This is a genomic window from Metabacillus endolithicus (genome assembly GCF_023078335.1).
Lineage (GTDB): Bacteria > Bacillota > Bacilli > Bacillales > Bacillaceae > Metabacillus > Metabacillus endolithicus.
On the sequence record NZ_CP095550.1, the window covers coordinates 1,575,316 to 1,589,414 of the forward strand.

The window sequence follows — 14,099 nt, forward strand, 5'->3', positions numbered from 1 at the left end:
GTATAATTAGGGAAACTTACTTATATCAAAGGTGACCCTTATATGGAACTAGTAAAAGATATTATCTTACAAATTACATTCGTTGTACTCCCTATTTTTGTCTATCATTTATTATGGTTAAGTAGAAACAATCTTAGCTCTTTAAAACCGAATAAACTATTAATTACGTGTGGCTCAATTTTTTCTTCTATCTTGTGTTTGATTTCCCCGATCGAGCTAATTGATGGAGCTTTCTTTACTCTTCAACCTATTCCCTTATTTACTAGCGTCGTTTACGGGGGATCCATACCAGGTCTGCTTACTCTTCTTACAACTTCTATTTATTTTTCACAACTTTATGAACTAGGCTGGGTTTATTTTTGTGGAAGCATAACGGTTTATTTTATTCTTTCTCTGTCTCTACGAAGCAATTGGTATTCCTACACCTTTAAAAAGAAATTAAATTACGCTGCGATATACGGAATTAGTATTTTAATTTTTTCACTTTGCACAATCATGATTGTAAGCGTTTTATTTCCACCTTATGTTGATTTAACTAATTATATAATCCCAGGCATTACAATTTTCACCCTTACCTTGATACTTAGTCTATGTATATACCTCATTGAGTACATGCGGGCAAATGCTGTTATGAGGATGGAGTTAATGAAAGCAGAGAAGCTCTCCATTGTCAGTGAACTCGCAGCGAGTGTTGCACACGAAGTGAGAAACCCGTTAACTGTTGTCAGAGGTTTTGTTCAATTAATAGGTAATTCATCCAATAGTACGGATAGTCAAAGAAGAGAGTACATGGATCTTGTGTTAACAGAATTGGATCAAGCCCAAGCCATCATAACTGACTATCTAGGTATGGCTGGACAAAAAAGCATGGCCAAAGAAAAAATAAACTTAACCGATACTCTAAGTGATATCACCACGCTCATGACATCTTATGCAAACTATAAAACAGTAAAATTCAAATGTGAAATTGATAAGGATTTGTATGTTTTTGGAGACCCAATTAAGTTAAAACAAGTTTTTATCAATATTATCAAAAATTCCATAGAGGCTGTTCCAAATATGGGAGGTTTGGTAACAATTCATGCATGTTTATTGGAAAGCACAATACATATTAAAATATCTGATAATGGGATTGGAATGACTAAAGAGCAAATTGAGAGATTAGGAGAACCATACTTTTCTTCTAAAGATGATGGAACGGGGCTTGGACTGACGGTTACATATAGTATAGTTAAAAACCATGGTGGTTCTGTCAAATACATAAGTGAAATTAATAAAGGAACAGTTGCTATTATTTCTCTTCCTCTTTACTTCGATACCAGCTCGGATTATTCCCACCCTTTTAGCGAAAATTTATCAGGTTAAATAAAAGGTGACAGATATGATTCTGTCACCTTTACATGTTTATTCTTCTTCCTCTGGTTTGACTTCTTTCTTATCGCCACGATTTGCTTCTTTTTCCGTTACTTCTCCACAGGCAATTCTAGCTCCTGAATCTCCTGCTGGCTGTGTCATGCCGTCATCCATTTTTTCCGTTATCACAATAGCTGCTCCATCTGGATCAAGCATAGAATTTTTCTTTCCACTTTTTAGGGTTAATTGAGGAGCCATTAATTCCGCTTCTGTTTTTCCATTTTCAGAAATAACATTTGGAAGGTCCCCTGCATGAGCACCTTCGGGATGCAACAGCCCATGCTTTTTATCATCAGGATTCAAATGATCTCCAGCACTTTTAAAATCAGGTCCCTTACATGTACCTTTTTCATGAATGTTTATTCCATGCTCACCTTCTGGTAACCCCTCTACCATCACTTCAAACTTTACACCTTCTGGTTGCTCAGATACTTTAATGGTACCAAGTGAATCACCACTTGCATTAAACATTTCAACATCCATTTTGGTGATTTCTTTTTCCATACAACCGGACAAAATAAAAGGAAAAACAAAGCACAAAGACAAAAATGTTTTACGTTTCATAATACCCTCCAATGAAATCGTTTGGCTATAGGGTATTTTTTGTCACAATGTATAAACTTATTCATTTTATGAAAAGTTGTCTTCCCTTAGTCTTTGTCTTGATCTTGTTTCGTTTGATTCATTAATTTTTCGACTTGTTCTTGTTCTTTTTTAGAAAGCTTCATGATAAATCGGAAAGCAAAGAAAGCTGCTATAGTAAAAATGATCATAGTAATCGCAGCAGGTATATATTCTGACTTATCTTCAGGAAAATATAAAAATAATCCAAAAATAGGAAATAATTGATTCATGTTTTCACGACCTTTCTTCCTCCTAACTATAGCAAGTTTTAGACGAATTCACTAGCTAATAAAAGTATAGTCAAGAAACAGTCACAAATGCGATTTTAAAGCCTTCATGGTACTATAAAAGATATAAAATCAAATTTCCAAGGGGTGAGAATAATGGATGAAAAGAAAATCGGAGATGTTGTAACAGGCATTTATAAAACAGGTAAATACATTGGTGTTATTACTAACATCAAACCTATGCATTATTTAGTACAAGTAAAAGCTGTCTTAAAGCACCCACAACAAGGTGATTTACATAATCCCAAACAAGTGGATGTCCAATTTTTTCACGAGAGAAGGGCATTGGCTTACAACGAACAAACAAACGTTCCAAAACAGATGGTAAAACGATTCGAGGACGAAGTTCCAGAATATCAGCAGTCGCTAAGAAAAGCATTGGATGTTATGAAGAAAGAACTTGAAGAAAATAATACAGAATGGGCTAAGGAATCTATTAAAAGAGTTGAAGTTCTTGAGAAAGAGTATTTCCCTCATTAATTGAAAGATGTTTACTCAATAACAATATTTAGCATTTACTTTTAAATATTGTTATTGAGCTTTTTTCATATACATAATTTTGTACATTATTTCTACTTTATGTTGCATATTTATTTAATACCTTTGACAGATCAATTCGATCACCTATTGTTGTTGGGGATGGCTTTTGTAAGTACCTTTTATCTTCTTCAACTAACTTAAATAAATTGTACGTAGTTAGGGCATCATCTAATGCACGATGATGTTTACCGGTAGCCTTTTTCCCATATTCCTCAACAGCCTTCCATAAGCCTGTTTGATTACGATCACCAAAAAACTTTTTATATTCCATTGATAAATCTCTAAATTTTCCTGTGAATGGAAATTCTTCGCCACTCATTTGGCAATTATGACGGAGCACCTTCATATCCATATTGCCCCAAGTAATAACAGTTGTTGATGATCCATTATTATAATCATTTAGTACAGCTAAAAGTTCTGAAAAAGTCATTCCTTGGTCAATTTTATTTTGCGAAATTTGCAGAAAAGTTTTACATCGCTCAGTTAATAAGGGAATTTGTTCGGTTTAACATATGAGGAGAATTGCTCTTCAATTTGTTGGTTCTTAACAGAAACAATACCCACTTCAATAATTTCTGGATAAAAGCCCTTTGGATTCGCTTTTCCTTCCGGCATGGTAAATTCAAAATCAATAAATAATAATTGCTCTTGTCCCTCCAATCTGTTTCGCTCCTCCTTTAGGTTATTTTATTTAAACATTAAGAAAATATTGGCAGCATAGAAAAGTTTTTTACGTAGGTAATCAAAATCCATAAGGGCAACTACTCATCACGCTTCGCCTTTCAGGCTCGCCAATCAACGAGTTTTCTTTATACGTTAAATAGGTATGAATTGGCAGCAAAGAGGGTTGATTCGACGTAGTGGCCAATTCTAAGTATGAAGTATAAGGGCAACTACGTTTCTGTCTTCGCCTTTCAGGCTCGCCAATCAACGAGTTTTCTTTATTATATCACCGATGCATTAAAAAGAACTTTAATTTTTCCAAAAATAATGAATTGTCCCTTGACTATTTTTAATTGACTAGATGATTATCTTTACTCTATCTTACAATATATTCAGCAACGATCATTATTAGGTATAATTTTAAATTGACTGTTGAAATTTATTGAGTTTTTCCGATATATAACATATAAATTGTTTATTAATTTTGTCTCTGTTGTGTCGTTATAGAGCAGAATAAGTAGAAAGAAAGTGAATCAGTATGCGACATTTATTTGGTTGGGCTTTGTATCTTCACTATGTTACCAATCTTCATCATATGTGTTTTTGTGGCCGGTAAAGAATCTCAAGCTATTAAAGGGTAATTTTTAGTACCATATTGGATGAAAAAATCCCCATTGAATCTGTTGATTTAGCACAAAACAGTTATGTATATGATCATGAGGGTCGCCTTATTTCAGAGATAACATCAAATCAACAAAATCGGATTTATGTAAAATACGAAAACATCCCTGAGATCGTAAAAAGAGCTTATCTCATTTCAGAAGATCAGCGTTTCTTTGACCATATAGGCTTTGATGCTGCTGGTATGTTTCGAGCAGTATTAATTAACGCGAAATCAGAATCGGTGGAGCAAGGCGGAAGCACTATTACTCAACAGCTGGCTAGAAACGTTTATTTAAATCACGAACAATCTTATAATCGAAAGCTGAGCGAACTCCTTTACTCCTATCAGCTTGAAAAATCCTTTACAAAAGAACAAATATTTGAATACTACTTGAATGCTATTTATTTCGCTAATGGTCAATATGGAATTGGAACAGCAGCAGATTATTATTTTAATAAACAAATTCACGAACTACATCTAGCTGAACTTATCTTTATTAGTGCCGTACCAAATAATCCCACACAATACGATCCAGTTAAAAATTATAAAGCAACAAAAGTAAGACAAGAAAGATTACTACAAACTCTATATGAATTCGGAGCAATTACAGCGGAAGAGAGAGAGACCGCAACAAAATTTCCTATAAAACTATCTATAAAGAAGGAAGTAGATATACAACCAGATTATGTAACATATGTTCACCATGAGTTAAAGCAGTTGGTTGCTGCAAAAGAAGGATTAAAGGATCATAACCAAATAAATACACGTGTAAATAACATTTTAAGTCAAGGTGTGATCATTTATACAGCGTTAGAAAGTGAACGTCAAAATAAACTTGTTCAATCAATTAACTCTTACATTCAATCCGATGATATTCAAGGTGCTGCTGCAGTCATTAATCATCAATCACATCAAATTGTTGCCCTTGCTGGAGGCACAAACTATAATAAATTTGAATTTAACCGCGCTTTTCAAGCTTATAGGCAACCCGGCTCTTCTATTAAACCATTACTGGATTATGCACCTTATATAGATGTAACCGGAGCAACTACCAAATCCCGAATCAACGCAGGCAGATTTTGCAGTGGTGGCTATTGTCCCAAAAATTATAGCGGAAGAAATTATGGCATGGTTTCATTGGAAACGGCTTTAAAATACTCCTATAACACTGCTGCAGTGCGGATGCTTCATGAAATTGGAATTGAAAAAGGTTTTTCTTACTTAGCGCCATTTAATTTTGCAAAAATCTCAAAACAAGATTATCACCTTCCAGCTGCCATTGGTGGGATGATGTATGGAATTTCTCCCCTTGAATTAACAAATGCATACACTACTTTTGGCAATAACGGTATATATTATGAAAATCATGCTATTGTTAAAGTAACCGATCAAACAGGCAAAACACTTTACGAATGGGATGAGAATCCTATTCGCGTATGGAAGGAAACGACAAACAAACAGATGCGATCATTACTTTCTGCTGTTGTGTCAAGCGGCACAGGTAAAAAGGCTGCAATGAATAAACGCTATATAGGTGGTAAAACTGGAACTTCTAACGATTATCATGACTTATGGTTTGCTGGTTTAACAGATCAGTATACTGGTGTAGTTTGGATTGGTAAAGATCAGCCTGCTAACATTAGGAGTGTTTATGACAGAGGCTCACATCTTCTTATTTGGAAAGAAATGATGAAATAAAGACAATTACTTCAAAAAGGGGGAATAAAATTTGAATGCAGATAATCAGCCTATTCTTCTCTTTGACGGAGTGTGTCATTTTTGCGATCAAGCTGTTCAATTTATTATTCGATACGATAAAAAAGCTAAGTTTCAATTCGCTGCTCTACAGTCAAACACAGGACAAGAACTCTTAAAAAAATTTCAACTTCCAACTACTGACTTCAATAGTTTAGTCGTGATTAAAGGCAATAACTATTACACAAAATCATCAGCTGTTCTTGAGATCTGTAAAATTCTAGGTGGAACTTGGCAACTTCTATATCTATTTAAAATAGTCCCCAGACCAATTCGAGACCTGCTATACGACTTTATTGCAAGAAATCGATATAAATGGTTTGGCAAAAAAGACCAATGTACAATCCCAACACCTGAGGATAGAAAAAGGTTTTTACCTTAAACAATAAAAAAAGCTGAGATTGATGTTATCCGTCAATCTCAGCTTTTTTTGTTAGACAGGCAAGCTCGCCATCACACTATTATACAGCCTAAAACATAAATACAATGTTCCAAGTATAAAGATAAACCAAAAAAGAACATGAAATAGCACTAATCCTATTAAAGATAGCGAGGTTAATGACTGACTAAATTTATAAACGATAAAAACAAAATAAATCAGTGTTGCTAAAAGAAATATTCCGATGATTGCATAAGGATACTGAACAGCTGCAAGAGAAAGTGCCCCACCAATTAAATAAATGGAAGAACCTCCTCTAATTTTAGTCAAATTTTCGCCTGCTACATCTTTTGAAAAAAACAAAAGCGAAAGCTCAGTCACCGTGTTTGCAATTAGCTTTAATGCTGAAAACAGCATAAAAAACAGAAGAGAAAAAACAATAAATAACGCAAGCTTGATCCCACTATTAGAGAAGAATTCCAGCATTCCGTCATAAATACCAAAAACCTGCAAAAAATCGATTACAATCATGACTGTAACGATCGATAACGAAGCACTAAATAATAAGATTGTAATGAGAGGAAAATAACTAGTAAAGTATGTATTTTTCATAAAATCAGTTTCCTTGCTAAATAATTCAGTTTCCATCCTATTATGAATTAGCAAATTCGCTTTGACAAGACTTCATGTAAATAAATAGAAATTCATCTTTCTATTTACTAAAAAACAGGATGCCTACTAATCCACACCCTGTTAACGAAGTACAACGCGTACATATTCACGCGGTCGAAACTTTTCAAAAACATTCGCTTCCTCTGTTAACAATTCAATGGGTGTTTCAGTATTTGTTAATTGAATGTCTGAGTCTTCAAATGCAATCGTTTCGACATATTCTCTTTTTACTCTTTCATTTATATACCAAGCACTGCTAAACAAGGATGAAAACAAACACCCTGCGACAAAAATCTTTGTTTTGTGCATGGAATCACCTCAAACCTTAGGATGTTCTTAAGGTCTTTATAATATACAAGTAGGCAGAAATTTGTTATCATTTTTATGTTCATATGAACTTGAAATGAGCAATATTTGATATAATTTCATAGTGCTCCACAATCTGGAACATAATAAATCAGTAATACTGAGCCAGATTTGTTCTTAATACTATAAGGAGGTTAAAAGATGACATTATTACATGTGGCAATTTTATCACCATTTTTACTTGCCATACTTATTCCATTCCTGTATAAGTACTTTCGTAACATTCATACAGGCTGGTTTGTACTAGGATTACCGATCCTGCTCTTTGTTTATTTTATACAATTTCTAGATTCTACGATGCATGGTGATCAAATCAGTTACACCGCAAATTGGATACCTTCTCTTGGTATTAACTTTACTGCATACATAGATGGTCTTGGACTGTTATTTGCATTATTGATTTCAGGAATCGGTGCCCTAGTTGTCCTATATTCGATCTATTACCTATCAAAAGAGAAAGAACAATTAAACACCTTCTATGTGTATTTACTAATGTTTATGGGTGCCATGCTCGGTGTTGTTTTATCTGACAACCTGATCGTCCTATATACCTTTTGGGAATTCACATCACTTTCATCTTTCTTGTTAATCGGTTATTGGTATCACCGAGAAAAATCACGTTACGGTGCACAGAAGTCTATGCTTATCACTATATTTGGCGGACTTCTCATGCTTGGTGGTTTTATCATGCTCTATATGATGACTGGTACCTACAGCATTCGAGAAATTGTTGGTCAAGTTCCGGAAATATCACAGCATGAACTTTTTGTACCTGCCCTTATTTTAATTTTGTTTGGAGCCTTTACAAAATCAGCGCAGTTTCCGTTTTATATTTGGTTACCAGACGCAATGGAAGCACCAACACCAGTTAGTGCATATCTCCACTCAGCAACCATGGTTAAAGCTGGGATTTATCTAGTAGCACGCTTCAGTCCTGTATTTTCCGGGACACCTGAATGGTTTTGGATTGTTTCATCATTCGGTATTTTCACGATGTTCTGGGGATCATTCAATGCAGTGAAGCAGACTGATTTAAAAGGGATACTTGCATTCTCAACAGTCAGTCAATTAGGAATGATTATGTCAATGCTCGGTGTTGGTTCCGCTGCACTAGCTCTAGAGTCTATTGATGATAGCTACTATACAGTTGCGACGCTTGCTGCTATTTTCCATCTAATAAACCATGCTACTTTTAAAGGAAGCTTGTTTATGGTGGTTGGAATTATTGACCATGAAACAGGAACACGTGATATCAGGAAGCTTGGCGGTCTTATGAGTTTGATGCCAATTACGTTCACGATATCAATTATTGGAGCCTTTTCAATGGCAGGATTGCCTCCTTTTAATGGTTTTCTTAGTAAAGAGATGTTCTTTACTAGTATGATCCGTGTAATGGAAATGGATGTTTTCAATATTGAAACAATTGGTCTATTATTCCCGATTATCGCCTGGGTTGGTAGTATTTTCACCTTTATTTACAGCATGGTATTAGTGTTTAAAACCTTCACAGGGAAATATCAACCTGAAAAGCTTAAGAAGAAGCCACATGAAGCACCAATTGGAATGCTCATTTCACCGATTATATTGGCTTCACTTGTCGTTATTTTCTTTTTCTTCCCGAACATTTTAGCTTATACAATTATTGAACCAGCGATGGCTTCAATCATTCCGGGATTACTAGGTGATGAAGGACATTTTCATGTTCATATCTATCCTTGGCATGGGTTTACTGTTGAATTATTCATGACAATAGGTGTTATTGCATTAGGTATTATCGGATACTTATCTCTTACAAAATGGAGATCTGTTTATCGTTTAGTTCCTGAAAAGCTAACGCTAAATAAAGGATATGATGCTGCATTACATCAACTTGATCGATCATCATTCCGTTTAACTAGATTTTATATGACTGGATTTATCCGTGATTATCTGGCGTATATTTTTACCTTCTTTATTCTGATTCTAGGAACTGCATTGGTTGCAACCGGAGGATTTACATTCTCCTTGGCAGGAACTGCTCCGATTGGTGTTTATGAGGCAGTTTTAGCTTTTGTTATGGTAGTTGGAACAGTGACTGTTTTATTTTCTAAATCCCGTTTGACTGCCATTATTGCTCTAGGATCAGTTGGATACTCATTATCACTCTTTTTCGTCCTATTTCGGGCGCCTGACCTAGCTTTAACGCAATTATGTGTGGAAACAGTATCAGTAGCTTTATTCCTACTTTGTTTCTACCATTTACCGGAATTTAAAAAGAAAGAAAAAAAGCTTCACTTTAAATTAACAAATCTGCTTATATCTCTAGGTGTTGGTACGATCGTTACACTTATTGCTTTATCTGCCAATAGCCAACGTGTATCTGAAACAATTTCAACTTATTTCATTGAAAACAGCTATAAGCTGGCGGGTGGAAAAAATATGGTTAACGTCATTCTTGTAGACTTTAGAGGCTTTGATACATTATTTGAAATAGCTGTTTTAGGGATTGCTGCACTAGGAATTTTTGGTATGATTCGCTTAAAAGTCAGAAGGGAGGAAAAAGGGTGAAAAAAGATATAAAAACAAATGATATCATCTTTCAAACTGTTACTAAGATTGTTGTGTTTATTATCATTATCTATTCATTACACCTTTTCTTTTCTGGACACTATACACCAGGTGGAGGTTTTATTGGCGGACTAATGACTGCTTCGGCACTCGTCTTACTGTTATTAGCCTTTGATATAAAAACAGTTGTCAATACCCTACAGGTTGATTATCTGAAGTTAACGGCAACTGGTTTATTAATTGCTGTATTAACAGGAATCGGTTCATTTTTCTTCAATGTACCGTTCCTAACACATACATTTAGCTATGTACAGTTACCTCTGCTAGGGAAAACATCCTTAGCTACAGCGGTATTATTTGATTTAGGGGTTTACCTCGTTGTTATCGGTGTAACGATGACCATTATTCAAACGATTGGAGAGACGGAATAATGGAGATTTTAATGTCTATTGTTGTCGGGATCATTATTACGGCTGCGGTTTATTTAATGTTATCCAAAAGTTTATTACGAATTATCATTGGTACTGGTTTGCTAAGTCATGGTGCACATTTACTCATCTTAACGATGGGAGGACTAAAAAAAGGTGCTGCTCCATTGCTTGGTGAGCATGCAGAAGTCTACGTTGATCCACTTCCACAAGCTTTAATTTTAACTGCAATTGTTATTAGCTTTGGAGTCACATCCTTTTTCCTTGTTCTTGCCTACCGTTCATACCAAGAGCTTGGGACTGATGATATGGATCAACTAAGGGGAAATGATCAATATGAATAACTTAATTATCTTGCCAATTGTTATCCCATTTTTAATGGGAATACTCTTAATCTTTTTCAACAAACATATTACTGTTCAAAAATGGCTAAGTGCTGTTGCTTCATTCTTAAGTGTTATTGCTTCCATTGTGATCGTTCAGACTGTTCATACAAACGGCATTCAGACACTGGAGATCGGAAATTGGGCACCACCTTATGGAATCGTACTTGTTGCCGATATGTATGCTAGCTTGTTAGTGTTAACAACAAGTATAATCGGCTTTACATCGTTATTGTTTGCTTTCTCATCCGTAACATCAGATCGGGAAAAGTTTTACTTTTATCCAGGAGTTCAATTTTTACTTTTAGGTGTAACTGGAGCTTTTCTAACAGGTGATATTTTTAATCTCTTTGTATTTTTTGAAGTCATGCTTATGTCTTCTTACTTGTTGATTGTATTAGGAAGCTCCAAAAATCAGCTTCGCGAGTCAATTAAATACATCTTAGTCAATGTTATTTCTTCTGCACTTTTTGTCATTGCGGTAGCGTATCTATATGCAGTAACAGGAACATTAAATATGGCAGACTTAAGTGTAAGAATAGCAGATATGGGGCAATCCGGGTTATTAACAGTCATCGCCATCCTCTTTCTAGTCATCTTTGGCTTGAAGGGTGCGATTTTCCCGTTGTACTTTTGGCTTCCTGCCTCCTACCAGGCACCACCTGCTGTTGTTACAGCATTGTTCGGCGCTTTATTAACAAAAGTTGGGGTTTATTCCATTACGCGTGTGTATTCCGTTATTTTCTATCACGAGCCATCTTTTACACACCAAATACTCGCTTGGCTTTCAGCACTAACAATTGTTTTTGGTGTTATTGGAGCAATTGCCTATTGGGATATTAAAAAGATTGTCATCTATAACATTATTACTGCAGTTGGTGTTATTTTATTTGGAATCGCAGCAAACACTCCAAATTCAGTAGAAGGCTCTATTTATTATTTAGTTCATGACATGATTGTTAAAGGAGCATTATTCTTCTTAGTTGGTGCAATTATTGCGATAACAGGCACTAGTAATTTACGTAAATTTAGCGGATTGATTGCTAGCCACCCATTTCTTGGATGGATGTTCTTAATTGCCACTTTAGCTTTAGCAGGAATTCCACCACTTAGCGGCTTTATCGGAAAGCTGAAAATTATTCAGGGCGGCTTTGAAGCTGGTGAATACACAATTGCTTTCGTTGTACTGCTTTCAAGTTTGTTAGTACTATACTCTGTAATGAAGATATTCATCCATGGTTTTTGGGGAGAGCCAAATAAAATCCCTGTTAATAAAGAGGCTACAAAGGGGTTAATACTCCCAATAGTCATCTTGCTTGTATTGTCAATTGCTTATGGTTTTGGGGTTGAATCACTATCACCTTATATATCACAGGCTGCCGATACTCTGCTTGATCCATCAATCTATATTCAAGCCGTATTGAAGGAGTAGATCATATGGCATTTCAAATTTTACTTAACTTTATTTTAGGGTTCTTATGGATGTTTCTTTCGAATGATTATTCTTCCTTAGCTTTTGCTAAAGGATACTTTTTCGGGATATTAATTCTTTTTGTTCTAAGACGCTTTTTTCAACACAGATTTTATTTTTATAACGTGATTGCGATTATTAAGCTTCTCTATATTTTCTTAGTAGAGCTTGTTAAATCCAATATCTCTGTATTAAAAGTCATTCTATCTCCCAAGCTTAATTTAAGACCTGGAATTTTTGCTCTTGAAACAGAGCTCGAAAAAGAGTGGGAAATTACGATTCTATCCAATCTCATTACATTAACACCGGGAACTCTCGTACTTGAAGTTTCTGAAGATAATAAAACATTATATATTCATGCAATGGATATTGATGACGTCGAACAAGCAAAACTTGATATAAAAAATACATTTGAAAAAGCAATCAAGGAGGTGAGCCGTTAATGTTTAAGTTAGTCATGACCATTTCACTCATTATAGTAGCAATCTCGACGCTTTTATATGTCTATCGACTTGTAAAAGGACCATCAACACCTGATCGTGTTATTGCACTAGATGCAATCGGTATAAACTTAATTGCAATAACGGCGATTATCTCCGTTGTACTAAATACAAGTGCATTTGTTGAGGTTATTCTTTTATTAGGAATATTAGCTTTTATTGGTACTGTTGCCTTTTCTAAATACCTGGAGAAAGGAGAGATCATTGAAAATGATCGAGATCAGTAAATTTATTGTTGGCTATCTTATTCTCCAAGGTTCGTTACTAAGCTTAATTGCAGCAATTGGTGTTGTTCGGTTGCCAGATCCATATACACGTAACCATGCAGCATCAAAGAGTGCCACTTTAGGAATCATTAGTATACTGCTCGAAATTTATTTATGTATTATTTACTCATTGATCATCATGCAAATTCCAGAGTGCTTTTAGGGATTATCTTTGTCTTTATCACAGCGCCTGTTGCAGGACATCTAATAAGTAGGGCAGCATATAATATTGGTGTTCCATTGTGGGAGAAAAGTGTTCAAGATGATTTAGCTAAAGCAAGAAAACATGAAAAAAGTAGATGAGCGTTGCTCATCTACTTTTTTATACTCTAATTAACTGATACCCTCTTGCTTTGCGCATTCATGATCAAAGCATATCATTCTTTAATAAAAGATTTCCTCATTTTTGTTTCTTCAAAATTGCCATTGTACATCTGGACAAGCATATCAGCTCTTCATCTTCATCTACGATCTTTATTTCCCATACCATTGTTGTTTTCCCACGATGTGCAGGTTTAGCATATGCTGTGACTACACCTGATTTTTTCCCACGAATATGATTTGCGTTTATCTCTAGACCTACACATATTTCTGTTTCATGATCAACTAGATTGTAAGCGCCAATACTTGCTACAGTTTCTGCAAGAGCAACTGATGCTCCACCATGAAGTAATCCGAATGGTTGGTGTGTACGATGATCTACTGGCATTGTGGCAATCACACATTCAGGTGTAACAGTGGTTACTTCTATTCCTAAAGTCTCCATTAATGTATTTTTCACATTAAAATCCATTATGACCCGACCCTTCACATAGTCTATTACTCTTAATAATTTACCTTGTTTACTATAAACAATTGTAAATATAGTCTATCATAAGGAGATTCTTGAAGCGAAAAATAATAGATCAAAACATCACTTAATGGCTTTAAAGAATTTAAGTGTGAATATTTACAGAAGTCGAAGATGAAATAAACTTCAGGCTTAGATGATAGCTAAAATCCTTACTATTTCCTTAGAACAAACACAACAAAAATAAAATAAACAAACAATAAAAGTAATGTTGGAAGTACAGCCATAATATCCATTATAACCTCCTCATTTAGGAAACGCTTTCCTGATTCCTAAAAGGATATAATTAAC

General features: G+C 34.9%; 14 protein-coding genes and 3 pseudogenes. 11 read left to right on the forward strand and 6 right to left on the reverse strand.

The features are described from left to right. The first annotated feature begins 42 nt into the window (after positions 1-42). Positions 43-1,365, forward strand: a complete 1,323-nt coding sequence (locus MVE64_RS08475) for an ATP-binding protein (RefSeq protein WP_247345501.1) — start codon at positions 43-45, stop codon at positions 1,363-1,365. A 39-nt stretch (positions 1,366-1,404) separates the two neighbouring features. On the opposite strand, the gene MVE64_RS08480 is transcribed toward MVE64_RS08475, so the two are convergent. Next, the gene (locus MVE64_RS08480; RefSeq protein ID WP_247345504.1) at positions 1,405-1,977 is read right to left on the reverse strand and encodes a superoxide dismutase family protein; all 573 of its coding nucleotides are present in this window, start codon (positions 1,975-1,977) and stop codon (positions 1,405-1,407) included. Positions 1,978-2,063: 86 nt separating this feature from the next. Beyond that, positions 2,064-2,267, reverse strand: a complete 204-nt coding sequence (locus tag MVE64_RS08485; RefSeq protein ID WP_247345507.1) for a hypothetical protein — start codon at positions 2,265-2,267, stop codon at positions 2,064-2,066. A 153-nt stretch (positions 2,268-2,420) separates the two neighbouring features. On the opposite strand from MVE64_RS08485, the gene kapB reads away from it, so the two are divergent. Beyond that, positions 2,421-2,804 (forward strand): kinase-associated lipoprotein KapB, encoded by a 384-nt coding sequence (kapB, locus tag MVE64_RS08490; RefSeq protein ID WP_247345510.1) that lies wholly within the window; start codon positions 2,421-2,423, stop codon positions 2,802-2,804. A gap of 97 nt (positions 2,805-2,901) precedes the next feature. Here the strand turns inward: kapB and kapD are convergent. Continuing rightward, a pseudogene (gene kapD, locus MVE64_RS08495) lies at positions 2,902-3,479 on the reverse strand (3'-5' exonuclease KapD). A gap of 586 nt (positions 3,480-4,065) precedes the next feature. Here kapD and MVE64_RS08500 point away from each other — a divergent pair. Beyond that, positions 4,066-5,889: pseudogene (locus tag MVE64_RS08500) on the forward strand (transglycosylase domain-containing protein). A 31-nt stretch (positions 5,890-5,920) separates the two neighbouring features. Next, a complete protein-coding gene (locus MVE64_RS08505) occupies positions 5,921-6,328 on the forward strand; it encodes a thiol-disulfide oxidoreductase DCC family protein (protein WP_247345515.1) in 408 nt (135 codons plus the stop codon). 51 nt (positions 6,329-6,379) lie between these two features. On the opposite strand, the gene MVE64_RS08510 is transcribed toward MVE64_RS08505, so the two are convergent. Together MVE64_RS08510 and MVE64_RS08515 are read right to left on the reverse strand one after the other, a co-directional pair. Beyond that, entirely contained in the window at positions 6,380-6,937 is a 558-nt protein-coding gene (locus MVE64_RS08510) for a DUF5366 family protein (RefSeq protein WP_247345518.1), read from the reverse strand. A 141-nt stretch (positions 6,938-7,078) separates the two neighbouring features. Next, positions 7,079-7,306 (reverse strand): hypothetical protein, encoded by a 228-nt coding sequence (locus MVE64_RS08515; RefSeq protein ID WP_247345521.1) that lies wholly within the window; start codon positions 7,304-7,306, stop codon positions 7,079-7,081. A 198-nt stretch (positions 7,307-7,504) separates the two neighbouring features. Between MVE64_RS08515 and MVE64_RS08520 the strand changes: the two genes are divergently transcribed. From MVE64_RS08520 to mnhG, 7 genes and pseudogenes are all read left to right on the forward strand, one after another. Beyond that, on the forward strand, positions 7,505-9,910 hold the full coding sequence (locus tag MVE64_RS08520; RefSeq protein ID WP_247345523.1) for a Na+/H+ antiporter subunit A: 2,406 nt from the start codon (positions 7,505-7,507) through the stop codon (positions 9,908-9,910). Positions 9,911-9,918: 8 nt separating this feature from the next. After that, positions 9,919-10,341 carry a Na(+)/H(+) antiporter subunit B gene (locus tag MVE64_RS08525; RefSeq protein WP_247347005.1) on the forward strand — a complete coding sequence of 141 codons (423 nt, stop codon included), beginning with the start codon at positions 9,919-9,921 and terminating at the stop codon, positions 10,339-10,341. Next, on the forward strand, positions 10,341-10,682 hold the full coding sequence (locus MVE64_RS08530) for a Na(+)/H(+) antiporter subunit C (RefSeq protein WP_098795579.1): 342 nt from the start codon (positions 10,341-10,343) through the stop codon (positions 10,680-10,682). Before MVE64_RS08525 ends, MVE64_RS08530 begins: the two co-directional genes overlap by 1 nt. Next, positions 10,675-12,153, forward strand: coding sequence for a Na+/H+ antiporter subunit D (locus MVE64_RS08535; protein WP_247345526.1), 1,479 nt, complete (start codon positions 10,675-10,677; stop codon positions 12,151-12,153). Before MVE64_RS08530 ends, MVE64_RS08535 begins: the two co-directional genes overlap by 8 nt. Before the next feature lie 5 nt (positions 12,154-12,158). Continuing rightward, positions 12,159-12,635 carry a Na+/H+ antiporter subunit E gene (locus MVE64_RS08540; protein WP_247345528.1) on the forward strand — a complete coding sequence of 159 codons (477 nt, stop codon included), beginning with the start codon at positions 12,159-12,161 and terminating at the stop codon, positions 12,633-12,635. Continuing rightward, complete coding sequence (locus MVE64_RS08545) at positions 12,635-12,919, forward strand: Na(+)/H(+) antiporter subunit F1 (RefSeq protein ID WP_121663279.1); 285 nt, start codon at positions 12,635-12,637, stop codon at positions 12,917-12,919. Before MVE64_RS08540 ends, MVE64_RS08545 begins: the two co-directional genes overlap by 1 nt. Continuing rightward, positions 12,903-13,261 (forward strand): annotated as a pseudogene (gene mnhG / locus MVE64_RS08550) (monovalent cation/H(+) antiporter subunit G). The gene MVE64_RS08545 and the pseudogene mnhG overlap by 17 nt, the downstream one beginning before the upstream one ends. A 97-nt stretch (positions 13,262-13,358) precedes the next feature. On the opposite strand, the gene MVE64_RS08555 reads toward mnhG, so the two are convergent. Then, positions 13,359-13,751, reverse strand: coding sequence for a hotdog fold thioesterase (locus tag MVE64_RS08555; protein ID WP_247345531.1), 393 nt, complete (start codon positions 13,749-13,751; stop codon positions 13,359-13,361). Between the last annotated feature and the right edge of the window lie 348 nt (positions 13,752-14,099).